This window comes from Priestia sp. YIM B13551 (assembly GCF_042787905.1).
In the GTDB taxonomy this organism is placed as follows: domain Bacteria; phylum Bacillota; class Bacilli; order Bacillales; family Bacillaceae_H; genus Priestia.
On record NZ_JBHZOX010000017.1, the window covers coordinates 25,236 to 49,405 of the forward strand.

General features: G+C 38.4%; 24 protein-coding genes and 2 tRNA genes. 24 read left to right on the forward strand and 2 right to left on the reverse strand.

Annotation, left to right across the window (positions count from 1 at the left end):
* Positions 1-6: 6 nt before the first annotated feature.
* The 9 genes from ACFX4N_RS29545 to ACFX4N_RS29585 all read left to right on the forward strand — a co-directional run bounded on the left by ACFX4N_RS29545 (position 7) and on the right by ACFX4N_RS29585 (position 6,393).
* Complete coding sequence (locus ACFX4N_RS29545; protein WP_225519503.1) at positions 7-192, forward strand: hypothetical protein; 186 nt, start codon at positions 7-9, stop codon at positions 190-192.
* Positions 193-304: 112 nt separating this feature from the next.
* Positions 305-841, forward strand: coding sequence for a stage V sporulation protein T (gene spoVT / locus ACFX4N_RS29550; protein ID WP_013054872.1), 537 nt, complete (start codon positions 305-307; stop codon positions 839-841).
* Between the two features lie 229 nt (positions 842-1,070).
* Positions 1,071-2,684: a putative polysaccharide biosynthesis protein gene (locus tag ACFX4N_RS29555; RefSeq protein WP_192101328.1), complete on the forward strand. Its 1,614-nt coding sequence runs from the start codon at positions 1,071-1,073 to the stop codon at positions 2,682-2,684.
* A 4-nt stretch (positions 2,685-2,688) separates the two neighbouring features.
* Entirely contained in the window at positions 2,689-4,149 is a 1,461-nt protein-coding gene (yabN, locus tag ACFX4N_RS29560) for a bifunctional methyltransferase/pyrophosphohydrolase YabN (protein ID WP_029325202.1), read from the forward strand.
* Between the two features lie 20 nt (positions 4,150-4,169).
* The gene (locus ACFX4N_RS29565) at positions 4,170-4,436 is read left to right on the forward strand and encodes an RNA-binding S4 domain-containing protein (protein ID WP_013054875.1); all 267 of its coding nucleotides are present in this window, start codon (positions 4,170-4,172) and stop codon (positions 4,434-4,436) included.
* Positions 4,437-4,535: 99 nt separating this feature from the next.
* Positions 4,536-4,841, forward strand: a complete 306-nt coding sequence (gene yabP, locus ACFX4N_RS29570) for a sporulation protein YabP (RefSeq protein ID WP_013054876.1) — start codon at positions 4,536-4,538, stop codon at positions 4,839-4,841.
* A complete protein-coding gene (gene yabQ, locus ACFX4N_RS29575) occupies positions 4,838-5,461 on the forward strand; it encodes a spore cortex biosynthesis protein YabQ (RefSeq protein WP_029325203.1) in 624 nt (207 codons plus the stop codon). Before yabP ends, yabQ begins: the two co-directional genes overlap by 4 nt.
* A 4-nt stretch (positions 5,462-5,465) precedes the next feature.
* Positions 5,466-5,837 (forward strand): FtsB family cell division protein, encoded by a 372-nt coding sequence (locus tag ACFX4N_RS29580; protein WP_013054878.1) that lies wholly within the window; start codon positions 5,466-5,468, stop codon positions 5,835-5,837.
* Positions 5,838-5,925: 88 nt separating this feature from the next.
* Positions 5,926-6,393, forward strand: coding sequence for a S1 domain-containing RNA-binding protein (locus ACFX4N_RS29585; protein WP_057275124.1), 468 nt, complete (start codon positions 5,926-5,928; stop codon positions 6,391-6,393).
* Positions 6,394-6,513: 120 nt separating this feature from the next.
* Here the strand turns inward: ACFX4N_RS29585 and ACFX4N_RS29590 are convergent.
* Positions 6,514-6,585 (reverse strand) — tRNA-Glu (locus ACFX4N_RS29590).
* A 10-nt stretch (positions 6,586-6,595) separates the two neighbouring features.
* Positions 6,596-6,669 (reverse strand) — tRNA-Met (locus ACFX4N_RS29595).
* A 312-nt stretch (positions 6,670-6,981) separates the two neighbouring features.
* Between ACFX4N_RS29595 and spoIIE the strand changes: the two genes are divergently transcribed.
* The 15 genes from spoIIE (at position 6,982) to lysS (ending at position 23,914) form a co-directional block, all read left to right on the forward strand.
* Positions 6,982-9,459 (forward strand): stage II sporulation protein E, encoded by a 2,478-nt coding sequence (gene spoIIE, locus ACFX4N_RS29600; protein ID WP_013054880.1) that lies wholly within the window; start codon positions 6,982-6,984, stop codon positions 9,457-9,459.
* Positions 9,460-9,530: 71 nt separating this feature from the next.
* A complete protein-coding gene (locus ACFX4N_RS29605; RefSeq protein ID WP_013054881.1) occupies positions 9,531-10,271 on the forward strand; it encodes a VWA domain-containing protein in 741 nt (246 codons plus the stop codon).
* Positions 10,240-11,205: a protein kinase domain-containing protein gene (locus ACFX4N_RS29610; RefSeq protein ID WP_034654932.1), complete on the forward strand. Its 966-nt coding sequence runs from the start codon at positions 10,240-10,242 to the stop codon at positions 11,203-11,205. The genes ACFX4N_RS29605 and ACFX4N_RS29610 overlap by 32 nt, the downstream gene beginning before the upstream one ends.
* Before the next feature lie 96 nt (positions 11,206-11,301).
* Positions 11,302-12,678: a tRNA lysidine(34) synthetase TilS gene (gene tilS / locus ACFX4N_RS29615; protein WP_057275122.1), complete on the forward strand. Its 1,377-nt coding sequence runs from the start codon at positions 11,302-11,304 to the stop codon at positions 12,676-12,678.
* 27 nt (positions 12,679-12,705) lie between these two features.
* Positions 12,706-13,245, forward strand: a complete 540-nt coding sequence (hpt, locus tag ACFX4N_RS29620) for a hypoxanthine phosphoribosyltransferase (protein ID WP_013054884.1) — start codon at positions 12,706-12,708, stop codon at positions 13,243-13,245.
* Between the two features lie 93 nt (positions 13,246-13,338).
* Positions 13,339-15,249, forward strand: a complete 1,911-nt coding sequence (gene ftsH / locus ACFX4N_RS29625; protein WP_013054885.1) for an ATP-dependent zinc metalloprotease FtsH — start codon at positions 13,339-13,341, stop codon at positions 15,247-15,249.
* 217 nt (positions 15,250-15,466) lie between these two features.
* Positions 15,467-16,234, forward strand: a complete 768-nt coding sequence (locus tag ACFX4N_RS29630) for a type III pantothenate kinase (protein ID WP_013054886.1) — start codon at positions 15,467-15,469, stop codon at positions 16,232-16,234.
* A gap of 12 nt (positions 16,235-16,246) precedes the next feature.
* Entirely contained in the window at positions 16,247-17,125 is an 879-nt protein-coding gene (gene hslO, locus ACFX4N_RS29635; RefSeq protein ID WP_013054887.1) for an Hsp33 family molecular chaperone HslO, read from the forward strand.
* Positions 17,126-17,326: 201 nt separating this feature from the next.
* The gene (gene cysK / locus ACFX4N_RS29640) at positions 17,327-18,265 is read left to right on the forward strand and encodes a cysteine synthase A (protein ID WP_013054888.1); all 939 of its coding nucleotides are present in this window, start codon (positions 17,327-17,329) and stop codon (positions 18,263-18,265) included.
* A 97-nt stretch (positions 18,266-18,362) separates the two neighbouring features.
* The gene (pabB, locus tag ACFX4N_RS29645) at positions 18,363-19,778 is read left to right on the forward strand and encodes an aminodeoxychorismate synthase component I (protein ID WP_057275121.1); all 1,416 of its coding nucleotides are present in this window, start codon (positions 18,363-18,365) and stop codon (positions 19,776-19,778) included.
* Between the two features lie 2 nt (positions 19,779-19,780).
* Positions 19,781-20,362 carry an aminodeoxychorismate/anthranilate synthase component II gene (pabA, locus tag ACFX4N_RS29650; RefSeq protein ID WP_013054890.1) on the forward strand — a complete coding sequence of 194 codons (582 nt, stop codon included), beginning with the start codon at positions 19,781-19,783 and terminating at the stop codon, positions 20,360-20,362.
* A gap of 4 nt (positions 20,363-20,366) precedes the next feature.
* Entirely contained in the window at positions 20,367-21,230 is an 864-nt protein-coding gene (gene pabC, locus ACFX4N_RS29655) for an aminodeoxychorismate lyase (RefSeq protein ID WP_328143121.1), read from the forward strand.
* Positions 21,231-21,251: 21 nt separating this feature from the next.
* On the forward strand, positions 21,252-21,611 hold the full coding sequence (folB, locus tag ACFX4N_RS29660) for a dihydroneopterin aldolase (protein WP_013054892.1): 360 nt from the start codon (positions 21,252-21,254) through the stop codon (positions 21,609-21,611).
* A complete protein-coding gene (gene folK, locus ACFX4N_RS29665; RefSeq protein WP_013054893.1) occupies positions 21,612-22,157 on the forward strand; it encodes a 2-amino-4-hydroxy-6-hydroxymethyldihydropteridine diphosphokinase in 546 nt (181 codons plus the stop codon). It begins immediately after the preceding gene.
* A gap of 272 nt (positions 22,158-22,429) precedes the next feature.
* Complete coding sequence (gene lysS, locus ACFX4N_RS29670) at positions 22,430-23,914, forward strand: lysine--tRNA ligase (RefSeq protein WP_377263596.1); 1,485 nt, start codon at positions 22,430-22,432, stop codon at positions 23,912-23,914.
* Positions 23,915-24,170 lie beyond the last annotated feature (256 nt).

The following is a 24,170-nucleotide window of genomic DNA, read 5'->3' on the forward strand; positions in this document are numbered from 1 at the left end:
TAGCTGGTGTCTCAAGCGGTTCACCTCATTTCTCCTATTTGTTCGTCTTTAGGCGAGATAGGTTTAGTTATGTCTCAGCCTCTTTTGTATAGTCAAATAAAAATATCCAAATCCCCATGTTTTGGCGGTTTTTTGGACATTTTTTTAATAAAAGCACACTTTTTAACAAAAAAAGAGATGGTTGGTGAATAGAAGTTGTAGAGTGAAGAATACTAACCTCAACAAAGGTGAACCTTTTATCATATAGCCATCAGTGATATTCACCAACTATTTTAATCATCATATGAAAGAGAGGCTTCAATGAATGAAAGCAACAGGTATTGTTCGTCGTATTGATGATTTGGGTCGCGTTGTGATTCCAAAAGAAATTAGAAGAACGCTTCGCATCCGAGAGGGAGATCCGCTAGAGATTTTCGTCGATCGCGATGGAGAAGTTATTTTAAAGAAATATTCGCCAATTAGTGAATTAGGAGACTTTGCAAAAGAGTATGGCGAAGCGCTATACGATAGCTTAGGTCATCCTGTACTTATTTGTGACCGCGATGTATTTATTGCGGTAGCAGGAAGTTCTAAAAAAGAATACTTAAATAAAAACATTAGTTCGTTAGTGGAATCTGTTATGGAAAGCCGCAGTTCTTCTTTAGTAACTGATGGGAAAAACCTGGAATTTGTCGATGGATACGAAGAAAATATTTCTTCTTACACAATCGGTCCGATTATTGCAAATGGAGATCCGATTGGAGCTGTTGTCATTTTCTCAAAAGATAAGTCTCTTGGTGAAGTAGAGCATAAAGCAGCCGAAACAGCAGCTAGCTTCTTATCTCGTCAAATGGAGCAGTAAGCGTAATTATCTTTATTTTACATTATTTACTGAAAAGGTAGCAGTTTCTGCTGCCTTTTTTCATGCTGTCTTACCTTAGAAATAAAGAGAACATGATATAATGGTACGGTATTTTATTTATTGGAAAGTGCAGGATGTTTTATAAGAACAAAGCTCTATTCTATTGCGGTTAGAGGCTAATAAAAAGAGTTGTTCATATCATTACAAGCTGCAGGTGAAAGGTGTAGGAATGCAGAAACAATCAAAGCTCTATTCTATTTTTAACGGCGCCGTTATTTTAACGCTCGCAGGTTTATTTACGAAAATCTTAAGTGCCACTTATCGTATTCCATATCACCATATCGCGGGAGATATAGGGTTTTATATCTATCAGCAAGTTTATCCGCTATATGGAATTGCGCTACAGCTAGGTACATATGGTTTCCCTGTAATTATTTCAAAGTTAGTAGCTGAGTATGCGGTAACAAATCGGAGAAAGGAAATCCGAGGAATACTTCAAGTTTCGTTTGCTTTTTTATTTGTAGTAGGCTGCACGATATTTGCGTTCGAATATATTTTCGCAGAAACGATTGCCGAATGGATGGGAGATCGTAAGTTAACAGTTCTCATTCAAATTATTTCATTTTCCTTTTTACTTATTCCGTTTATTGCTGTTATTCGTGGTTATTATCAAGGGTTACATAATATGTTTCCTACAGCGTTGTCTCAAATTGCAGAACAAGTTGTACGGGTAGGGACTATTTTGTATCTGTCTATTTTCTTGATCCAACATGGTTATGATTTATATACTGCAGGGGCGGGAGCTATTTTTGGTTCTATAACAGGCGGTATAACATCCCTTGTTATTTTATTTTTATTTGTTTTTAGAACAAAGACAAATTCTAAGGGAGTATTTCAACGCATAAAAAAAGCAGACATCAAGAGAATATTTAAAATCCTTGTTATTCAAGGCTTATTAATTTGTATTAGCGGTATGGGTCTGCTGTTTATCCAGCTTATTGACTCCTTTACTTTATATTCTAGTCTAACGGCGCACGGCATGGCTGAAGAAGCAGCACAAATTTTAAAAGGTATTTACGACCGTGGTCTTCCGTTGATTCAATTAGGTACAGTAGTAGGTACAGCTTTTTCGCTTTCGCTTGTACCTGTTATTTCTTCAGCCATTGCGAAAAAGAACCTGTCATTTGTGGTTGAAAAAGTTCAGCTGTCTCTCCGTCTATCGCTTGTAGTCGGAGTTGGAGCAGCTTTTGGCTTGATTGCGCTGATGAAACCCATTAATATGCTTTTATACGGTGACTCCCACGGAACGGACGTTTTACAAATTTTGAGCTTGTTAGTTATATTTACAACAGTAGCAGCAACTGCTGGAGCTGTGCTGCAGGGGATGGGCGCTGTTTTCGCGCCTGTAATAGCCGTCATCGCTGGCATGGCAGTCAAACTGATATTGAATCTTTGGCTAATACCAGATTTTCAAACCATAGGAGCAGCCATTGCTTCCTCAACTGGATTCGCTATCGTTGCAGCAATCAATCTATTTTGTCTGTATAAAAAGCTAGCTGTACTTCTTGTTCCGAAAAAGGCGAGTGGAGGTATTTTTATAACGGGCATAGCAATGGTCGTTCTTTTGCAAAGCTATTTATTTTGTTTACATCACTTTGCATGGTCTAATGGTTTAGATACAAGCAAACAAGTGGTTGAAACAGGAGCTGGTGTTTTAATAGGCAGTTTGTTTTATTTGTTTATCATTATGAAACAACATATTTTTACCGAAGAAGAATTACGTTTACTTCCAATGGGAAGTGTTTTAGCTAAATACGTATTAAAAAATAAATTAAGAAGGTGAAGCAATGACAGGTAAAGTAACAGTTATTGGTTTAGGAGCAGGCGATTTAGAACAGCTACCTGTAGGCATTTATCGCTTGCTACAGCAGGAAAAGCATATTTATATGCGCACAAAAGAACATCCTGTAATCAAAGAATTAGAAAGTGAAGGCTTGACGTATGTATCCTATGATGACGTATACGAATCTTATGATGCATTTGAACAGGTATATGAACATATATCAAATGATTTAATCGATAAAGCTTCAATAGAAGAAGTGGTGTATGCCGTTCCCGGGCACCCTTTAGTGGCAGAACGTACGGTTCAATTACTTTTACAAAAAGGAAAAGAACGAGGCATTCCTGTTGAAATTAAAGGAGGACAAAGCTTCTTAGACCCAATTTTTGGTGCGCTAAAGATCGATCCTATCGAAGGGTTTCAGCTGCTAGACGGAACAGATTTAAAGCGAAGCGAAATAGAGTTAACCGGTCATGTTCTAATTGCTCAAGTGTACGATCAGTTCGTTGCCTCAGAGGTAAAGCTAACGCTGATGGAACATGTTCCTGATGATTACCTCGTTTACATTGTAACAGCAGCGGGAAGCAGCGAAGAAAAAATCCAGCCGGTCAAGCTGTATGAATTGGATAGAGAAATGTCGCTCAATAACTTAACGACTATTTATGTCCCTCCAGTAGCAGATGAAACAATTTTATACCATCAATTTGACGCATTCAGAAGGATTATTGCCACGCTCAGAGGACCAAACGGATGTCCTTGGGATCAAAAACAAACGCATGAATCGCTCAAGCGCTATTTGTTAGAAGAGTCTTATGAGTTATTAGATGCAATTGACCGTCAAGATGACGATAATATGATTGAAGAGCTTGGTGATGTATTGCTACAGGTATTGCTTCATGCACAAATCGGTGAAGATGAAGGAATGTTTTCAATTGATGATGTCATTCGCAGTGTTGCAGAGAAAATGGTAAGACGCCATCCGCATGTATTTGGTGAAGTAAGCGTAAATGATGCAGACGAGGTCTTAAAAAATTGGGATGAAATCAAAAAAGAAGAAAAAGGAGAGGAACCTTCTTCTCTGTTAGCTTCTGTACCTGGGGCTATGCCTTCTTTAATGAAAGCGCATGGATACCAAAAACAAGCTGCAAAAGTTGGTTTCGATTGGTCAGAAGTTGAACCAATGTGGGAAAAAGTACAGGAAGAACTTGCTGAATTCCAAGAGGAAGTACAGCATGCTGATAAAGAAAAAATGAGCGATGAATTTGGAGATATTTTATTTGCTTTAGTGAATATTGCAAGATTCTATAAAATCGACTCTGAAGCTGCATTAGCCAAAACGAATACAAAATTTTTAAATCGATTTCAATATATTGAAGAAAAAGTGAGAGCTTCTGAAAAACCATTTGAATCTTTTTCGTTAGAAGAGTTAGACGAATTTTGGGAAGAAGCAAAAAAAACAGGTTTGTAAAACAGAAAGGTGAGGGAATTATGAGGTTAGATAAATTTTTAAAAGTATCACGTTTAATTAAGCGCCGTACATTAGCAAAAGAAGTATCAGACAAGGGCCGTATTACCATTAATGGAATCGTTGCAAAAGCAAGCACAAATGTGAAAGTAGGAGATGAATTAGCGATCACATTTGGCACGAAGAAAATTACCGTTAAAATAGAGGCTCTTCAAGAAGCAGCTAAAAAAGAAGAAGCAGCTAATTTGTACTCAATTGTCAAAGAAGAGCGTATTTCATCTGAAGTATAACTGATGAAGGCTTGTTCTAAATCACCTTTCTCATTCATATGTTTTAAACAACAGATAACAAGAGCGAATGCTCTTAATGAATGAGGTGGGGATGAAGATATGAGCCAATTTTACGAAACAAGCAATTCAAACAAAGACCATACTCCAAATCATGATTTAGTGATGAAGGGTCGGCGTCTCTTAGATATCACGGGTGTGAAGCAGGTAGAGAGCTTTGACAATGAGGAATTTTTACTTGAAACAGTGATGGGTTTCTTGTCAGTTAGAGGGCAAAATCTGCAAATGAAAAATTTAGACGTTGATCAAGGAATTGTATCGATAAAAGGAAAAATCTTTGATATAGTTTACTTAGATGAGAACCAATCGGAGAAGGCTAAAGGATTCTTTAGTAAGTTGTTTCGATGAGTTTAAACATTCAGCTCTATACAATGCTTGCGATGGTATCGATGGGAAGCGGTTTAGGTGCTTCTCTCGATACTTATCGTTACTTTGTTAATCGCTCTAAATCACGCCCATGGTTTGTATTTGTGAATGACGTATTGTTTTGGATGGTGCAAGCTCTTCTCATTTTTTATGTGTTGTTTTTAGTGAATGAAGGAGAACTGCGTTTGTATGCGTTTCTTGCTTTGTTTTGCGGCTTTGCCGCGTATCAAAGCTTATTTCAATCACTGTATTTAAAAGTATTAACATTTACTGTCTCGAGCGTATTAAGTTTATATCGAGGTGTTTTAACGCTTAGTAATATTTTTTTGGTCAAGCCTATCCGCTTCTTTATTCATATTTTAGTTGTAGTCGCTTTAGGGATCTACCGAGCTGTTCATAAGCTGCTCGTATTCTGTCTAAAGCTTATTTACGTACCGACCAGGTGGGTTCTTTTCGTATTTTGGAGAATGATGCCTAAACCTGTAAAACGATTTTTACATATGGGTTTTCGGTATATAGAAGGAATTTACAATCGTGCAAAGAATATGATAATGAGAATCGTTGCATGGGTGAACACTTTAAAAAACAAGGGGGACGACTAATTCAATGAGTGCGGTACGAAAAAAAAAGGTCGCGAAGTTAAATACTGATTATAGCCATAAACAAGAGCAAATTAAACAAAATACAGATCGAAAGCGTATCGGTTTAATTAGGCGTTTGACTGTTTTCGGAGTGTTGGCCTTAATCATTGGTGGATTGATGGTATCAGCTTTAATTACGCAAACCTCAGCTATTGAGAACAAAAAAGCTGAGAAGGTGAAATTAGAACAGCAGCTGACAAAATTACAAAGCAAGCAAAAACAGTTAAAAGGTGAAATCGTCAAGTTAAATGACGATGATTATATTAAAAAGATTGCCCGCAGAGATTATTTTTTATCAGAAGACGGGGAAATTATCTTTAATGTAAAAAAAGACTAAACGTATGGTTCGTTGACAGTGTATTTTTGCTTTTTGTATAATATAATAAATTGATTTCTTTTATCATTTAAGGAGGAGCATTTTTTTTATGTCAATCGAAGTAGGCAGCAAGTTACAGGGAAAGGTAACAGGTATTACGAACTTTGGAGCTTTTGTTGAGTTACCAGGAGGTTCAACAGGCTTGGTTCATATCAGTGAAGTAGCTGATAATTACGTAAAGGACATTAACGACCATTTAAAAGTGGGCGACGAAGTTGAAGTCAAAGTAATTAACGTTGAGAAAGATGGTAAAATTGGTCTTTCAATTAAGAAAGCGGTAGACAAACCAGAACGTCCAGAAAGACCAGAGCGTCCTGCAAGAGCGCCACGCCCAGACCGTCCACGTGATTCACGCCCACAACGTAATAATAATCGTGGTGGCGGTAATGATTTCCGTACAAAAGAAACATTCGAACAAAAAATGAATCGTTTCTTAAAAGACAGTGAAGAACGTTTATCTTCCCTAAAACGCCATACCGAATCAAAACGCGGTGGACGCGGTGCAAAACGCGGTTAACTTGCTGCTTATATCAAATAGATAGCGAGTTTTTGGAAAGTACCTTTTATTTAAAAGGTGCTTTTTTTATATGTAAAAAAGAGTAGAAAAAAAGCATGTACTGTTGTACATGCTTTTTGATGACCCGTACGGGATTCGAACCCGTGTTACCGCCGTGAAAGGGCGGTGTCTTAACCGCTTGACCAACGGGCCGTTATTCGAGTAGCGGCGGAGGGGATCGAACCCCCGACCTCACGGGTATGAACCGTACGCTCTAGCCAGCTGAGCTACACCGCCATTATACGTTCTCTAAAAGACATTTATAATAATATAAAAAAGCAGGGTTATTGTCAATAACTTTTTTGTTATTTTTATAGACTTTTATTTGCTTTTAAAAAAGAATGATGAGCATAGGCTTTCTCTGAGGCAAACAGTATCTCTGATATTTTTTAAATTGCCATGTAAGATTGTACATCTTTTTGTATAGTTTTCAATATAATACTAGAAAATAGTCGAACGATTATAGGTATTTTGCTAGTCCGTTTGACAAAATTTCACCTTTCGCCGCGATATAATAATGAATAATTATAATTAGCGGGTGGTGGGAGAATGCAAAAGACGGAAAGAGATTTTGCAAGTCCAACAACAGAGGCGGTATTTAACCGAACTAGATTAGAAATGTCCCGTGTGTTTACAAAGGCGGGTATGAAAACGGAAAAGGTGTTATTTCAATGGGGATTGTTGCTGCTAGTCGTAGGTTTTTTATTAGGACGAGCGTTAATTTTAATGAAAATCATGCCATTTGCTTTGCCATTCTTTGCAGCTGTAATGGCTATAAAGAAAGAAAAAGCACCGCTAGCAAGTTTAGCCGTATTGGCAGGGGCATTTAGTGTTTCCATTCAAAATGGAGGTACCGTATTTGCTACACTATTTGTTTTCTTACTAATTCATCGATTTAGCGGCATACTGACAATGGATCCGTTAAAGAAGCTGCCGTTCACTGTATTTAGCGCGATGTTACTTACAAAACTAACTATTTTTTATGTGTTTACCAAGGAATTCACCATGTATGATTTTACATTTGTGGCAGTAGAAGCAGGGTTGAGCTTTATCTTAACAATGATTTTCTTACAAAGCGTGCCTTTAATTTCATACCGAAAGCGAAAACAATCATTAAAAACAGAAGAAGTGATTTCTCTAATTATTTTGTTGGCATCTGTTATGACGGGGACAATAGGGTGGATGATTTACGGGCTTTCGGCCGAACATATATTATCTCGTTACTTAGTATTAGTTTTTGCGTTTGTATCTGGCCCCACGATAGGAGCTACGGTAGGGGTCGTAACCGGTTTAATTTTAAGTTTCGCGAATGTTTCTAGTTTGTACGAAATGAGTTTACTCGCTTTTTCAGGCTTGCTTGGAGGACTTTTAAAAGACGGTAAAAAGCTAGGCGCAGCTCTTGGGCTGGTTGTTGGTTCATTGCTAATTGGCCTATATGCTCAGGCAGATCAAGGATTGACGACTAATTTGTATGAATCACTGACGGCCGTTGTCCTATTTTTATTAACCCCATCTTTTGTTTTGAAAAACTTAAGTAAACTCGTACCAGGGACATCTGAAAACATGCTTGAACAACAGCAGTACGTGCGCAAGATCCGAGATGTAACAGCGAATCGCGTAGAACAGTTCTCAAATGTTTTTCAAGCACTTTCCAAAAGCTTCACGCAAAATGGATTTTATGATGAAAAACCAAGCGCGGATAAAGAAGTCGATTATTTCTTAAGCAGCGTTACCGAAAGGACGTGCCAATTTTGTTTTAAAAAAGAACAATGTTGGGCACAGCAGTTTGATACAACCTATGAATATATGAAGGAAATTATGCTTGAAGTTGATAATGGCACTCTTGAACAAAACCCAAGACTAATCCGAGAAATGGACAAACATTGTGTGAAATCGAAAAAAGTCATCGATGTGATTGAGCATGAACTTACGTATTTTAAAGCCAATCAGCACTTAAAAGCCCAAATTCAAGAAAGTAGAAGGATTGTAGCAGAACAGCTTCACGGTGTTTCTGAAGTCATGGGGAATTTTGCAAAAGAAATTAAGCGAGAGCGCGAAAATTTAAATGTACAAGAAGAACAGATTTTAGAAGCTCTTCGTAACTTTGGGATGGAAATCAATCAAATTGAAATTTATAGCTTAGAACCTGGAAATGTAGATATTGAAATGTGGGTGCCATATTGTCACGGAAGAGGAGAATGCGAGAAGATTATTGCGCCAATGCTTACAGATATTTTAGGTGAAAGTATTGTAGTAAAGAACGAAGAATGTGCTAAATATCCTCAAGGCTATTGCCACGTTTCGTTTGGCTGTACAAAAGCGTACGTTGTTGATACAGGCGTAGCACATGCTGCTAAAGGCGGAGGGTTTGTATCCGGTGACAGCTACTCCATGATTGAGCTAAACGCCGGTAAGTATGCACTAGCTATTAGCGATGGTATGGGGAATGGAGAGCGTGCCCACTATGAAAGCAGCGAAACGCTTCAGCTGTTAAAACAAATTTTACAAACAGGAATAGAAGAGACAATTGCAATTAAATCGATTAACTCTATTTTATCGCTGCGTACAAACGATGAGATCTTTTCTACGTTAGATTTAGCGATGATCGACTTACAAGATGCCAATGTAAACTTCTTGAAAATCGGTTCTACGCCAAGCTTCATCAAACGCGGAGATAAGGTGATTAAAATACAGGCAAGCAATTTGCCAATGGGCATTATTGAAGAATTTGAAGTGGATGTTGTGAATGAACAAATGAAGGCGGAAGATTTATTAATTATGATGAGTGACGGCGTATTTGAAGGACCGAAACACGTTGAGAACTACGAAATGTGGATGAAGCGAAAAATTGGCGAGCTTCAAACAAACGATCCACAAGAAATTGCAGACTTAATTATGGAAGAAGTTATTCGAACAAAATCAGGTTTAATTGAAGATGATATGACGGTAGTTGTGGCAAAACTTCAGCACAATACCCCGAAATGGTCATCGATTCCTTCTTACGCTTATCGTAAAAAAGCACAATAGTTAGATAGAAGTATATTTTATCTCCTCCTCGTCTATCATGTTAATACTGATAATGAGGAGGGGATTTTTTTATGAAAAAAGGTACATTGAAACAGATGTTGGTCATTACGGACGGTGGTTCGAATACAGGTGAAGATCCGGTAGCAATGGCAGCACTGGCTAAAGAACAAGGGATTAGTGTAAACGTTATTGGTGTGATGGAAGAGGACACAATTGATGAGCAAAGCACGAATGAAATAGAAGGCATTGCCATGTCAGGCGGTGGCGTGAGTCAAATTGTTTACGTAAAACAGCTGTCTCAAACTGTTCAAATGGTTACAAGGCAGGCAATGACGCAAACACTTCAAGGCGTTGTAAATAAAGAACTTCAGCAAATTCTAGGTTCCTCTAATTCAAGATTAGAAGAGTTATCTCCTGAGAAGCGAGGAGAAATCATGGAAGTTGTTGATGAACTTGGGGAAACGGTTGACTTAGAGATTCTTATTTTAGTTGACATGAGCGGAAGTATGAAAAATAAGCTTCCTACTGTAAAGGAGTCGCTGTTAGATTTATCGTTAAGCTTGAATGCTCGCATGGGGCATAATCAATTTTCAATCTTTTTATTTCCTGGGAAAAAGAAAGACGTAGAGAAGCTAATGGACTGGAATCCAAGGTTAGAGTCGCTTTCAACGATTTTTCCGAAACTAACAGCAGGAGGTATTACGCCTACTGGACCGGCTATCAAAGAGGCTACTCATTATTTCACCAAAAAGCGCTCATTGAGAGGGTTGTTAAAAAATAATGAACAATACATTGAAGAATCAGGTATGTAACCTATCTCCGGGAACAGAAATTCAAGGAAAATGGCATCACGTCCATTATAAAATTCTTGAGAAATTAGGCGTGGGGGCAACTGGAGTTGTCTATTTAGTTCAATTAGTAAACGGAACGCTAGCGGCGTTAAAAATAAGCTTTTCCAACATGTCCGTTACAGCAGAAGTGAATGTATTAAAAAAGCTCTCTCAAGTCAAAGACAAAGTGCTAGGACCGCGCTTACTTGATGTAGATGATTGGAGCTATGGTTCTCACGCTCTTTCTTTTTATGTAATGGAATATGTGAAAGGGCAGCCTCTCCTTTCCTTTATCTCAACAAGAGGGACAGAATGGCTGCAAGTATTTGCAAGTCAGCTCTTAACAGACTTAGAAAACCTTCATGAAGAAGGGTGGGTATTTGGCGATTTAAAACCAGAAAACCTGGTCGTAACATCTAACCCCGTAAAAGTTCGGTGGATTGACGTCGGGGGAACAACTCTACAAGGGCGGTCAATAAAAGAATTTACCGACTTTTATGATCGAGCGCACTGGGGGCTTGGCTCCCGAAAAGCAGAACCAACCTATGATTTGTTTGCTGTATCTATGGTTTTGATTCACGCAGCTTATGGCAAGCGAATTAATAAAACAGACAAACCAGCTGAACAATTAAAACAATTTATATTAACAACAAAGCAGTTAGAACCTTTCGGAGACGTTTTGTATCAAGCGGTTACGGGAAAGTATAAGTCAGCTAAAGAAATGAAAACAGAGGTGTTATCGGTCGAAAAAAGAAGAGGGGCAAAAAGTAAGGGAACAAAGCCTCAAAACGTTCGTCAACCGTCTGCCCCTCGTGTTAAAGTAAAGAAGAAGCGTTCTCACGTGTTAGAGACGCTACTACTTTGTACGTCTGTAATGTTGATTTATATTTTGTATCTATTTATTCAAGTGCTATAAAGTTTGGAGAAATTGTGAAACTTTCCTTATAGTCATTCGTATAAAGTAAATTAATGATACATTATTGCGTGTACATTATAAGGATGAGTCATTCCTATGGAAAAGCAAGTGAACAATTTTATGACAAAACATCAGTTATTATCCGCAGGCTCTACAGTGGTTGTAGGTATTTCTGGTGGTCCTGATTCTTTAGCACTGCTGCATTTCTTATGGAGTCTGAAAGAGCAAAAATCTCTCACGATTATTGCTGCTCATGTTGATCATATGTTCCGGGGCAAAGAGTCAAAGCAAGATATGGAATATGTGCAGAACTACTGCAAACAATTGAATATTAAATGTGAGGCGAAGCAGATTGATGTTACTGCCTATCAGAAGGAAAGAAAGTTATCTTCTCAAGTAGCAGCCAGAGAATGCCGCTATACATTCTTTACTCATGTTATGAAGAAGCACAAAGCAAATCTTCTTGCATTAGGACATCACGGAGATGATCAGATTGAAACGATGTTAATGCGAATGGTCCGAGGCAGTACGATGAATGGATACGCAGGGATGCAGCCCAAGCGGCCATATGCGGATGGATTTATTATTAGGCCGTTCCTAGCCGTAACGAAAGAAGAAATCAATCGCTACTGTAAGCTACATGGCCTTACCCCTCGGATTGATCCGAGTAATGAGAAAGACTCGTACACAAGAAATCGGTTTCGTCATTACGTTTTGCCATTTTTAAAGCAAGAAAACGCAGCTGTACATGAAAAATTTCAACAATTTAGCGAGAACTTGCATGAAGATCAAGCATACTTAGAGGAATTAACGACCGGTGTGATGAATAAAGTAATGAGAAAGAAATTGCAAAATGAAATTCTCATTGATAGAGATTGTTTTCTAAGGATACGCAAGCCTTTACAAAGGCGTGGTATTCAACTAATATTAAACTATCTCTATAAAGAAATTCCTCCAACCCTTTCCTCAGCGCATATTGACATGTTAGTAGGATTTTGTGAAAGTGAAAAACCGTCTGGTACGCTTGACTTTCCAAATGGTTTGCGCATTATCCGATCTTACAACGACTGTCTTTTCACCTTTAATGAGGGGAACATCGAGCCATATGAATTTATTGTTCCGATTCCAGGGGTCGTCGAGCTTCCAAATGGTCACCAGCTTATTTGTGAAATACATAATAAAGTCGAAGATATAAAAGGAAACGATGTTTTTCTTTTAGATGAAGCTCACGATTTACAATCATTAAAGGTAAGGACACGAAAAAATGGCGATAAAATGCGAGTAAAGGGCATGAAGGGACATAAAAAAGTAAAGGATATTTTTATCGATGAAAAAATCCCTTTACAATTCAGAGATCATTGGCCGGTAGTGGAAGATAGCCAAGGAACTATTTTGTGGCTACCTGGTTTGAAAAAATCTGCTTATGAACTGCATACACATAAGTCCAGATATGTTATTTTATACTATAAGTAGCGAAAACTTCTAGGAGGCAAGTAAGGAATGAAGCAGGATATTCAAGAAATTTTGATTTCAGAAGAAGAAATACAACAGAAAGTAAAAGAATTGGGTAAGCTATTATCTGAGGAATACGCTGACCGTTTTCCCTTGGTAATCGGTGTATTAAAAGGCGCTATGCCTTTTATGTCTGATCTAATTAAGCGTGTTGATACATATTTAGAAATGGATTTTATGGATGTATCAAGTTATGGCAATGCGATGGTTTCTTCTGGTGAAGTAAAAATCCTAAAAGATTTAGATACATCAGTTGAAGGTCGAGACATTCTTATCTTAGAGGATATTATCGACAGCGGCTTAACGCTTAGCTATCTTGTAGAGTTATTCAAGTACCGTAAAGCTAAGTCAATTAAGATTGTCACACTCTTAGACAAACCAACAGGTCGTAAAGCATCTATTAAAGCAGATTACGTTGGATTTGAAGTACCTGATGCATTCGTAGTAGGGTATGGATTAGATTATCAAGAAAAATATCGTAACCTGCCGTATATTGGGGTTCTTAAACCGCAAGTATACAGCAATTAATAAGCACATATCCAAGTGCAATTTATTGGATAGGATAAATGTTCTATGTTAGTATTGAATACAGTATTTGTTTATCGTGGGAGGAGGTAAGAAATGAATCGGATCTTCCGTAATACCATCTTTTATTTACTTATATTTTTAGTCATTATTGGCGTGGTAAGCTTCTTTAGTGGCTCTAATCAAAAAGCAGAACCAATGAGATACGATACATTTGTTCAACACTTAGACAAAGGTGATGTAAAATCACTCTCTATGAAGCCTGAAAGAGGCGTGTATGTTGTGCAAGGGAAGTTAGATTCTTATAAAAAGGATCAAACGTTCCAAACTTACATCGTAGATGGTGACAAAGCACTTGATCGTATTGACGCTGCTTCAGAAAATAATCAAGTAGAAGTTGATTTTAAACCTGCTGATGAAACAAGCGGCTGGGTAACGTTCTTTACGTCAATCATTCCGTTTGTTATTATTTTCATCCTATTCTTCTTCTTACTGAACCAAGCTCAAGGTGGCGGAAGCCGCGTTATGAACTTCGGTAAAAGTAAGGCTAAGCTTTACAGTGAAGAAAAGAAAAAGGTTAAATTTAAAGACGTAGCTGGTGCAGACGAAGAAAAGCAAGAACTTGTGGAAGTTGTTGAGTTCTTAAAAGATCCTCGTAAATTCGCAGAGCTAGGTGCAAGAATTCCGAAGGGTGTCTTACTTGTGGGACCTCCTGGTACTGGTAAAACATTATTAGCAAGAGCTGTTGCTGGTGAAGCAGGCGTTCCTTTCTTCTCTATCAGTGGTTCAGACTTTGTTGAAATGTTTGTTGGGGTCGGTGCTTCTCGTGTTCGTGATCTATTCGAAAATGCGAAGAAGAATGCTCCATGTATTATCTTTATTGATGAAATCGATGCTGTAGGTCGTCAACGTGGCGCAGGTCTTGGTGGCGGACACGATGAGCGTGAACAAACATTGAACCAATTGCTTGTTGAGATGGATGGTTTTGGTGCTAACGAAGGTATCATTATCATTGCAGCAACAAACCGCCCGGATATCTTAGATCCAGCGTTATTACGTCCAGGCCGCTTCGACCGTCAAATTACGGTAGATCGTCCAGATGTAAATGGCCGTGAAGCAGTGCTTAAAGTACATGCTCGCAATAAGCCTTTAGATGAATCAGTAAACTTAAAAGCAATTGCTATGCGTACGCCAGGTTTCTCAGGTGCAGATCTCGAAAACTTGTTAAACGAAGCTGCCTTAGTAGCTGCTAGACAGGACAAAAAGAAAATTGAAATGGTTGACATTGACGAAGCAACAGACCGCGTAATTGCAGGTCCAGCTAAGAAAAGTCGAGTTATTTCTAAAAAAGAACGCAATATTGTTGCTTATCATGAAGCAGGACATACAATTATCGGTGTCGTATTAGACGAAGCTGATATGGTACATAAAGTAACCATTGTTCCACGTGGGCAAGCTGGTGGATATGCTGTTATGTTACCAAAAGAAGATCGCTACTTTATGACGAAGCCAGAGCTGCTGGATAAAATTGTTGGATTGCTTGGTGGTCGCGTAGCTGAGGAAATTATTTTCGGCGAAGTGAGTACAGGTGCTCACAATGACTTCCAGCGTGCAACAAGCATCGCTCGTAAAATGGTAACAGAATACGGTATGAGTGAAAAGTTAGGACCAATGCAATTCGGTCAATCACAACAAGGCCAAGTATTCTTAGGTCGTGATTTACACAGTGAACAAAACTACAGTGATGCGATTGCTCATGAAATTGATAATGAAATCCAACGTTTCATTAAAGAAAGCTATGAGCGTGCGAAGCAGATCTTAACGGAAAACCGTGACAAGTTAGAGCTTGTAGCTCAAACATTGTTAGAAGTAGAAACGTTAGACGCTGAGCAAATCAACCACTTAGTAGATCATGGAACTCTTCCAGACCGTTCTAGTCACGTAACAGATGAAGATGTTAAAGTAAACATCCAAACAAAGACAGACGATGAAGAGCCAAAAGCATAAGACAATAAAAATCAGTGGAGATATTCTCCACTGATTTTTTTATGAGCAAAAGTTAGATTTGATAAAAGGTTTTCGTATATATGGTGGATAAGTAGGATATCCACTAGAGAATCGTGTCATTATATTCCTATTTTATCTAGAATATACACGTCTATTTACCAGTTATGGTATGATGGTTTCAGTGTGAATACTGAATTTATATAAAGTGGTGATTGAAATGATTTTTGTATTAGATGTTGGAAATACGAATACGGTATTAGGTGTATACGATGGAGATGAATTAAAGTATCATTGGCGTGTAGAAACAAGCCGTAATAAAACAGAAGACGAGTATGGCATGACAATCAAAGCCTTGCTTGAGCACGTTAGTTTATCTTTTAAAGATATTCATGGTATTATTATTTCCTCTGTTGTTCCTCCTATTATGTTTGCATTGGAGAGAATGTGTCAAAAGTATTTTCATTTAAAGCCGCTTGTTGTTGGTCCTGGAATTAAGACGGGTTTAAATATTAAATATGAAAATCCGCGTGAAGTGGGAGCAGACCGTATTGTAAATGCTGTTGCTGGAATTCAGCTATACGGAAGCCCTTTAATTATCGTTGATTTTGGTACCGCAACCACGTATTGCTATATTGATGAAAATAAGCAATATATGGGTGGTGCGATTGCCCCTGGTATTAATATTTCGACAGAAGCTCTTTATTCAAGAGCATCTAAGCTTCCGCGAATTGAAATTGCGCGACCAAATAGCATTGTGGGAAAAAATACAGTATCTGCGATGCAAGCAGGTATTTTATATGGATACGTTGGACAAGTAGAAGGAATTGTAGCAAGAATGAAAGAGCAAGCAACAGTAAATCCTAAAGTTATTGCTACTGGAGGACTCGCAACATTGATTGCTAAAGAGTCGGATATTATTGATATTGTGGATCCATTTTTGACTTTAAAAGGATTGCAAATAATTTATACAAAAAATATGGAGTAAGAGGTGTATATTATGGGTGACTATTTAGTAAAAGCACTAGCTTACAATAGTCAAGTTCGCGCTTATGCAGTAAAAACAACGGATACAGTTGGAGAAGCGCAGCGCCGTCACTATACATGGCCTACAGCCTCTGCAGCATTGGGACGTTCAATGACTGCGGGAGTCATGATGGGGGCTATGCTAAAGGGTGAGCAAAAGCTAACAATTAAAATTGAAGGTCGCGGCCCAATTGGCGTTATTTTAGTAGACAGCAATGCTAAAGGGGAAGTGCGCGGATATGTAACGAATCCACAAACGCACTTCGATTTAAATCAGCATGGAAAATTAGATGTAGCACGTGCTGTAGGTACAGATGGCACGCTAAGTGTCGTAAAAGATATCGGAATGCGTGATCAATTTAACGGACAAGTACCTATTGTATCGGGAGAATTAGGAGAGGATTTCACGTATTATTTTGTGACATCTGAACAAGTCCCATCTTCAGTAGGTGTAGGTGTACTTGTTAACCCTGATAACACGATCTTAGCTGCGGGCGGATTTATCATTCAGCTTCTGCCAGGAACAGATGATAAAACGATTACAGCTATTGAACAACGATTACAGACGATTGAACCAATTTCAAAACTGATTCAAAAAGGTCTTTCTCCTGAAGAAATCTTAGAAGAAGTTCTTGGAAAAGAAAATGTAAAGTTTCTGGAGACAATGCCTGTAGAGTTCAAATGTCAGTGCTCAGAAGAAAGAATTGCCAATGCTATTATCAGCTTAGGACAAGAAGAGATTCAATCGATGATTGAGGAAGACGGCCAAGCTGAAGCCCAGTGTCATTTCTGTAATGAGACCTATCGTTTTGATAAAAAGCAGCTTGAAGAAATGAAAGAACAAGCGATTTAAATGAAATAAAAGATTCTTAAAAGGCGTCATTTTATAAATGAGCGCCTTTTTTTATAGATATTAAGTTCTATTTCTGTATATATTGATCTAAAAATATAACAAAATTAGGTAAATGGAAAGACAAAATGATTGACAATTTAGAAAACATCTGATAAATTGTATACAAAATCAATAAAATTAGTTGGTATTAGGAGTGGTCATATGGCACGTATTGCAAATTCAATTACAGAGTTAATTGGTCAAACACCAATCGTAAAACTAAACCGTCTAGTTGAAGAAGATATGGCGGATGTATATTTAAAATTAGAATTTATGAACCCGGGGAGCAGCGTAAAAGATCGTATAGCATTAGCGATGATCGAAGATGCGGAAGCAAAAGGTGTGTTAAAACCTGGCGACACAATCATTGAACCAACAAGTGGTAACACAGGAATTGGCTTAGCAATGGTAGCTGCCGCAAAAGGATACCGTGCTATTTTAACAATGCCTGAAACGATGAGTATTGAGCGTCGTAATCTGCTTCGTGCGTACGGTGCAGAGTTAGTGTTAACACCAGGTCCAGAAGGAATGAAAGGGGCGGTTAATAAAGCAACTGAGCTTGCAAAAGAGCACGGCTACTTTATTCCTCAGCAGTTCCAAAACGAGGCGAACCCAGAAGTGCACCGTCAAACAACGGCTAAAGAAATTATCGAGCAGTTTGGCGATCAGCTAGATGGATTTGTGGCAGGTATCGGTACTGGCGGTACTATTACAGGTGCTGGTGAAGTGTTAAAAGAAAAGTACCCAAATATCAAAATTTATGCGGTAGAGCCAGCTGATTCTCCGATTTTAAGCGGTGGTCAACCAGGACCTCATAAAATTCAAGGAATTGGTGCAAACTTTGTTCCGGATACGCTTAACACGGAAGTATATGACGAAGTTGTCGCTGTTCAAAACGACCAAGCTTTTGAATATGCCCGTAAAGTAGCAAAAACAGAAGGTGTACTAGTAGGTATCTCTTCTGGGGCTGCGATTTATGCTGCGTTAAAAGCTGCAAAACAGCTTGGAAAAGGTAAAAAAGTGTTAGCGATTATTCCAAGTAACGGTGAGCGTTACCTAAGTACTCCATTGTTCCAATTCGAGGAACAAACACAAGCATAAAAACGATAAAAAAACAGCTTCTATATGAAGCTGTTTTTTTTCATCTAAGAATCATGTAAAATGAAAGCAGGTGATTTATTTTTAGGAGAGTGAACAAATGCAGCAAAGAATGACTTGGGGCGAATCTATTTCTATCTCTAAAAACCAATGGTTCAAAAAACATCAAGAGTTGTCAAAAGAGGAACCGAATCATATCCTGCTTGAAAGCGGTCGAGGCGGAAAGTTTCAAATGATGGGATTAAAACCTGTAGCCATTTTGCGAGGCGAACAAAACGAGCTTCATATCAAAACGGATGACCAAGCTACTGTTCAAAAAGGTAATCCGCTTCATCTTATGCGAGACTGGATGAAGAAGTTTGAATCAGAGGTGAATCCAGATCTTCCTCCTTTTCAAGGTGGAGCAATTGGCTTTATTAGCTATGATTATATCCGCTATGTAGAAACCATACCTGACCTTGCTGAAGATTCATTGAAAACGCCGGACGTTTATTTCCTTATTTTCGATGACGTATTTGTATACGATCAAGAAAAGGAAAAGCTCTGGATTATCGTTAATGACGAAGCAGATTGTAAAGAGCAGGCACATAAGCGTATTGATCAATACAAAAAGGACTGGATGGAGGCAAGTGCTGAAGGACTCTCATATGAGCGGATTCATCGTGTTGCCGAAAAGAGTGAGGTTTCGATGTCTGAAGCTGCTTTTTCAGATGCCACAACTCGCGTACATGAGTACATTGGGCAAGGCGATGTGTTTCAAGTGAACTTATCTGTTCGACAGTCTCAACAGCTTCAAACTCATCCTATGCATATCTACGAACAGGTACGAAAAATCAACCCGTCTCCTTACATGTCTTATATGCAGACAGAAGAATTTCACATTGTGAGCTGTTCACCAGAACTATTAGTGAAAAAAGCCGGTGATGAAATCAGTACGAGACCGATTGCGGGAACGCGCTCTCGCGGTAAGGATGATCAAGAAGACCAACAGTTAGCGGATGAGCTTATTCATAACGAAAAAGAGCGTGCAGAGCATGTGATGCTTGTTGACTTGGAGCGTAATGATCTTGGTAGAGTAAGCGAATATGGTACCGTACATGTTGACGAGTTTATGGTTATTGAAAAATATTCACATGTCATGCATATTGTGTCTAATGTAAAAGGCAAGCTCGCGCGCAGCAAAGATTTTGTAGATATCGTAGATGCGGTTTTTCCTGGAGGGACGATTACTGGAGCACCTAAAGTTCGTACAATGGAAATCATTGAAGAACTTGAACCAGTTCGACGAGGAATTTATACAGGATCGATTGGTTGGATTGGGTTTAATGGAGATATGGAATTAAATATTGCGATTCGCACTATGATTATTCAAGACGGCCAAGCTTATGTGCAGGCTGGTGCGGGTGTTGTGATTGATTCAAATCCGAAACACGAATACAAAGAATCACTGAAAAAAGCAATTGCACTATGGAAAGCAAAAGAGCAGAGCGAAAATGAGCTGAGTGAGGGTGAGTAAAGATGATATTAATGATTGATAATTATGATTCTTTTACGTTTAATTTAGTACAGTATTTAGGTGAGCTAGGGCATGAGCTTCTTGTAAAAAGAAATGATGAAATTACACTTTCTGAAATTGAAGTGCTAAATCCAGATTTCTTGATGATCTCCCCGGGACCATGCAGTCCTAACGAAGCGGGAATCAGTCTAGAAGCCATCGAGTATTTTGCAGGTAAGATTCCAATATTCGGCGTATGCTTAGGGCATCAGTCGATTGGGCAAGCTTTTGGAGGGAATGTGATTCGTGCGGATAAATTAATGCACGGTAAAACATCTGAAATGCATCATGATGGCCGTACTATCTTTAAAGGTCTTGATAATCCATTCACGGCAACGCGATATCATTCTTTGATTGTAGAAAAAAGTTCACTGCCGGATTGCTTTGAGATTTCAGCGTGGACAGCAGAAGATGAAATTATGGCGATTCGCCATAAATCATTACCTATTGAAGGAGTACAGTTCCATCCTGAATCTATCATGACTTCTTACGGTAAAGAAATGCTGAAGAATTTTATTGAAACTTACGAAAAAAAGCGAGTGTAATGATATGTATATATACGTAAATGGCGAAGTAAAGTCTGCGTCTGAAGCCACTATTTCTCCGTTTGATCACGGATATATGTATGGCCTAGGGCTGTTTGAAACGTTACGAGTTTATGAAGGTCATCCATTTTTAGTGGAAGACCATCTGGATCGACTGTGTAGCAGCTTACGTGAATTAAATATTGTATGGGACTACTCTACACAGGACGTGTTGGGAATCATTAATAGTCTGTTAATGAAAAACAATGAGAGAAATGCGTATGTTCGATTAAATGTCTCAGCAGGAAATGGCGGAATTGGCTTGCAGGTGGAAGAATACGACAAGCCATCTACAATCGTATATATGAAATCAATGCCTCATCCATCGAGCCCCCTTGTAAAAGAGGGGCTTATTCTTGAGACGAAGCGAAATACGCCCGAAGGAACCATGAGGTTAAAGTCTCATCATTATTTAAACAATGTACTAGCTAAGCGAGAAGTTGGTTCAGACTTAAATAAAGAGGGTATCTTTTTAACAAAAGAAGGGTTCTTAGCCGAAGGTATTGTGTCAAATTTATTTTTTGTAAAAGGTGATTGTGTATATACGCCGTCTCTTGAAACAGGTATCTTAAATGGAATTACGAGACAGTTTATCTTTACGCTTTTACAAAAGAAAAACATAGAGGTTGTAGAAGGCTTATTTACGGTGGAACAGCTCTTGGAGGGTGATGAAGCTTTCGTTACAAATTCCATTCAAGAAATCGTACCTCTTCGAAGTATAAAGGATAAGCAGTTTTCAGTAGGAGACCATACGCTGACAGCTCAGTTGCAAAAAGAGTATCGCTCTTACACTATGTCGCTAATGAGTCGACACGAGCTACATGTATAAAAGCGAAAGGAGAGGCTAAAGATGGATAAAATTTATGTGAACGATATGCGTTTCTATGGATATCATGGCGTATTTCCAGAAGAAAATAAATTAGGGCAGCGTTTTCACGTGGATTTAGCTGTAGAACTGGATTTAAAGCAAGCCGGTACTACGGATAATTTAGAATACTCGGTGAGCTATGCAGATTTATACCAAACATGCCAGGAAGTCGTAGAGAAGCGCACGTTCAAGTTAGTTGAAACGGTGGCCGAAACGATTGCATCTGAATTGCTTGCTAATTACGAACTCGTGCAGGCTTGTACAGTAAAGGTATATAAGCCCGATCCGCCAATTCCCGGTTATTATCAATCGGTAGCAATTGAAATTAAAAGGAGCCGTTGAATGACAACAGAAGCATATATTGCATTAGGATCAAATATTGAAAATCGAATGGAACATTTGAAGTCAGGAGTTACTGGCTTGATGAAACACTCTGAGGTTAAGGTAGTGGCTGTTTCATCTGTTTATGAAACGGCCCCGGTCGGGTATACGAATCAAGCAAGCTTTTTAAACATGGTAGTAAAAATACAAACAACGTATTCGTCAGAGCAACTTTTAGATTGTTTGCAAGCCATTGAACAAGCGGCAGGTCGAAAAAGAGAGATTGTGTGGGGGCCTAGAACCCTTGATTTAGATATCTTACTTTATAGTAATGAAATCATTCATACGGATAGATTGAGCGTCCCTCATCCCCGAATGTTTGAACGGGCGTTTGTGATGGTTCCTCTAAACGAGCTAGCTCCATCTCTTATTCTCCCTGTAGCAGAAGAAAAAGTTGAAACCATCACAACACGTTTATCGGATTTAAAAGATGTAAAATTATTTCGAGAGCAAACAACTGGTATAATAGATATGTTCGAAAATAATAGTAATGATTTACATAAGTAAAAACGAATCTTATTAGTTGATTCATTTTTATATTGGCGTAAAGTAGAGTTCAGAGTAAAAAGTTTAAGGTTTGGGTTCGCAGGTTGTTGGTTTATTCGGTAGCTTGTTAGAGAAATCGAAGAAAAAGAGAAGCGAAGCAAGAATAAAGCGATTTGACATAGAGAAACGACTGAACCTATAATAATTTTAAAGAAACGTAGTAGTTGCCAGTAAACATGCTGGCCTTTTTTCTGTTTCGGAAAACTTAATTATACGATGGAGATGAGTAAACGATGAGTCATGAAGAATTAAATGATCAATTTCTCGTTCGTCGCGAAAAAATGAGCAACCTACGAGATCAGGGTATTGATCCGTTTGGTCAACGTTTTGAACGTACACATACATCACAGCAATTAATTAGTGAGTATGACGAGTTAACAAAAGAACAGTTAGAAGAAAATGAAGTGCCTGTGTCACTAGCTGGTCGTATTATGACAAAGCGTGGAAAAGGAAAAGCAGGTTTCGCTCACGTTCAAGATTTAACAGGACAAATTCAGCTTTATGTACGTAAAGATGCAATTGGCGAAGAACAGTACGAAATCTTCAGCAGCGTAGATATCGGTGACTTGGTAGGGGTTGAAGGTGTTTTATTCAAAACAAAAGTTGGCGAACTTTCTATTAAAGTAAAAGATTTTACGTTACTAACAAAAGCGCTTCGTCCACTTCCAGATAAATATCATGGTTTAAAAGATATTGAACAGCGCTACCGTCAACGTTACTTAGATTTAATTACAAACCCAGAAAGTAAACAAACATTTATCTCAAGAAGCCGCATTATTCAATCGATGCGCCGTTACTTAGATAATCATGGATACTTAGAAGTTGAAACACCGATGATGCATTCAATCGCAGGTGGAGCAGCAGCTCGTCCGTTTGTGACACACCACAATGCGCTTGATATGGAACTTTATATGCGTATTGCGATTGAACTTCATTTAAAACGTTTAATCGTAGGTGGATTAGAAAAAGTATATGAAATTGGCCGTGTATTCCGTAATGAAGGTGTATCTACACGTCACAACCCTGAATTTACAATGATCGAATTGTACGAAGCGTATGCGGACTACAAAGATATCATGGCTTTAACAGAGAACTTAATTGCACACATTGCGCAAGAAGTGCTTGGTACAACAAAGATTCAGTACGGCGACCAAGAGGTGGATTTAACTCCAGAGTGGACAAGACTTCATATGGTCGATGCTATTAAACAATATACGGGCGTAGACTTCTGGGGAGAAACATCTGTTGAAGAAGCTCGTGCTTTAGCGGAAGAACACGGGGTAGAAATCACTGAACATATGCAATATGGACATATTGTAAATGAATTCTTTGAACAAAAAGTAGAAGAGCAGTTAATTCAACCAACGTTCATTTACGGACATCCTGTAGAAATCTCTCCATTGGCTAAGAAAAATGCGGAAGATCCGCGTTTTACTGACCGTTTTGAGCTGTTTATCGTTGCGCGTGAACACGCGAACGCATTTACAGAGCTAAATGATCCAATTGACCAACGTGAGCGCTTTGAAGCTCAGTTGAAAGAGAAAGAACAAGGAAATGATGAAGCGCATGAGATGGATGATGACTTCATTGAGGCATTAGAATATGGTATGCCACCTACAGGTGGTCTAGGAATCGGTATTGACCGCCTTGTTATGTTACTAACAAATGCACCGTCAATCCGTGATGTACTATTATTCCCACACATGCGTCAGCGCTAAAAAAGAGATGGCTACGGCCATCTTTTTTTAGTTGATAATATTAGAAAATTTAAACTTTTAATTTACCTCTTGTTTTTATGAAATTGATTTGGTATATTTATATCTGTTGCTAACGCAGACAAGCGAAAACAACAAAAAGAAATAAAAAAGTTGTTGACATTACGTTAATAACTTGATAAGATAGTAAAGTCGCTTAAGAGCGGCGGTTGAACTTTGAAAACTGAACAAAGCGACAAACGTCAACGTTAATTTTTAT

Excerpts from the sequence above, each read along its gene's own strand:
- yabN (WP_029325202.1), top strand. The coding sequence starts at position 2,689 with ATGACAGGTAAAGTAACAGTTATTGGTTTAGGAGCAGGCGATTTAGAA.
- ACFX4N_RS29565 (WP_013054875.1), top strand. The coding sequence starts at position 4,170 with ATGAGGTTAGATAAATTTTTAAAAGTATCACGTTTAATTAAGCGCCGT.
- folK (WP_013054893.1), top strand. The coding sequence starts at position 21,612 with ATGACAACAGAAGCATATATTGCATTAGGATCAAATATTGAAAATCGA.
- pabC (WP_328143121.1), top strand. The coding sequence starts at position 20,367 with ATGTATATATACGTAAATGGCGAAGTAAAGTCTGCGTCTGAAGCCACT.
- tilS (WP_057275122.1), top strand. The coding sequence starts at position 11,302 with ATGGAAAAGCAAGTGAACAATTTTATGACAAAACATCAGTTATTATCC.
- folB (WP_013054892.1), top strand. The coding sequence starts at position 21,252 with ATGGATAAAATTTATGTGAACGATATGCGTTTCTATGGATATCATGGC.
- yabP (WP_013054876.1), top strand. The coding sequence starts at position 4,536 with ATGAGCCAATTTTACGAAACAAGCAATTCAAACAAAGACCATACTCCA.
- ACFX4N_RS29580 (WP_013054878.1), top strand. The coding sequence starts at position 5,466 with ATGAGTGCGGTACGAAAAAAAAAGGTCGCGAAGTTAAATACTGATTAT.
- hslO (WP_013054887.1), top strand. The coding sequence starts at position 16,247 with ATGGGTGACTATTTAGTAAAAGCACTAGCTTACAATAGTCAAGTTCGC.
- ACFX4N_RS29610 (WP_034654932.1), top strand. The coding sequence starts at position 10,240 with ATGAACAATACATTGAAGAATCAGGTATGTAACCTATCTCCGGGAACA.
- ACFX4N_RS29555 (WP_192101328.1), top strand. The coding sequence starts at position 1,071 with ATGCAGAAACAATCAAAGCTCTATTCTATTTTTAACGGCGCCGTTATT.
- pabB (WP_057275121.1), top strand. The coding sequence starts at position 18,363 with ATGCAGCAAAGAATGACTTGGGGCGAATCTATTTCTATCTCTAAAAAC.
- yabQ (WP_029325203.1), top strand. The coding sequence starts at position 4,838 with ATGAGTTTAAACATTCAGCTCTATACAATGCTTGCGATGGTATCGATG.
- spoVT (WP_013054872.1), top strand. The coding sequence starts at position 305 with ATGAAAGCAACAGGTATTGTTCGTCGTATTGATGATTTGGGTCGCGTT.
- pabA (WP_013054890.1), top strand. The coding sequence starts at position 19,781 with ATGATATTAATGATTGATAATTATGATTCTTTTACGTTTAATTTAGTA.
- ftsH (WP_013054885.1), top strand. The coding sequence starts at position 13,339 with ATGAATCGGATCTTCCGTAATACCATCTTTTATTTACTTATATTTTTA.
- ACFX4N_RS29585 (WP_057275124.1), top strand. The coding sequence starts at position 5,926 with ATGTCAATCGAAGTAGGCAGCAAGTTACAGGGAAAGGTAACAGGTATT.
- ACFX4N_RS29605 (WP_013054881.1), top strand. The coding sequence starts at position 9,531 with ATGAAAAAAGGTACATTGAAACAGATGTTGGTCATTACGGACGGTGGT.
- lysS (WP_377263596.1), top strand. The coding sequence starts at position 22,430 with ATGAGTCATGAAGAATTAAATGATCAATTTCTCGTTCGTCGCGAAAAA.
- cysK (WP_013054888.1), top strand. The coding sequence starts at position 17,327 with ATGGCACGTATTGCAAATTCAATTACAGAGTTAATTGGTCAAACACCA.
- hpt (WP_013054884.1), top strand. The coding sequence starts at position 12,706 with ATGAAGCAGGATATTCAAGAAATTTTGATTTCAGAAGAAGAAATACAA.
- spoIIE (WP_013054880.1), top strand. The coding sequence starts at position 6,982 with ATGCAAAAGACGGAAAGAGATTTTGCAAGTCCAACAACAGAGGCGGTA.
- ACFX4N_RS29630 (WP_013054886.1), top strand. The coding sequence starts at position 15,467 with ATGATTTTTGTATTAGATGTTGGAAATACGAATACGGTATTAGGTGTA.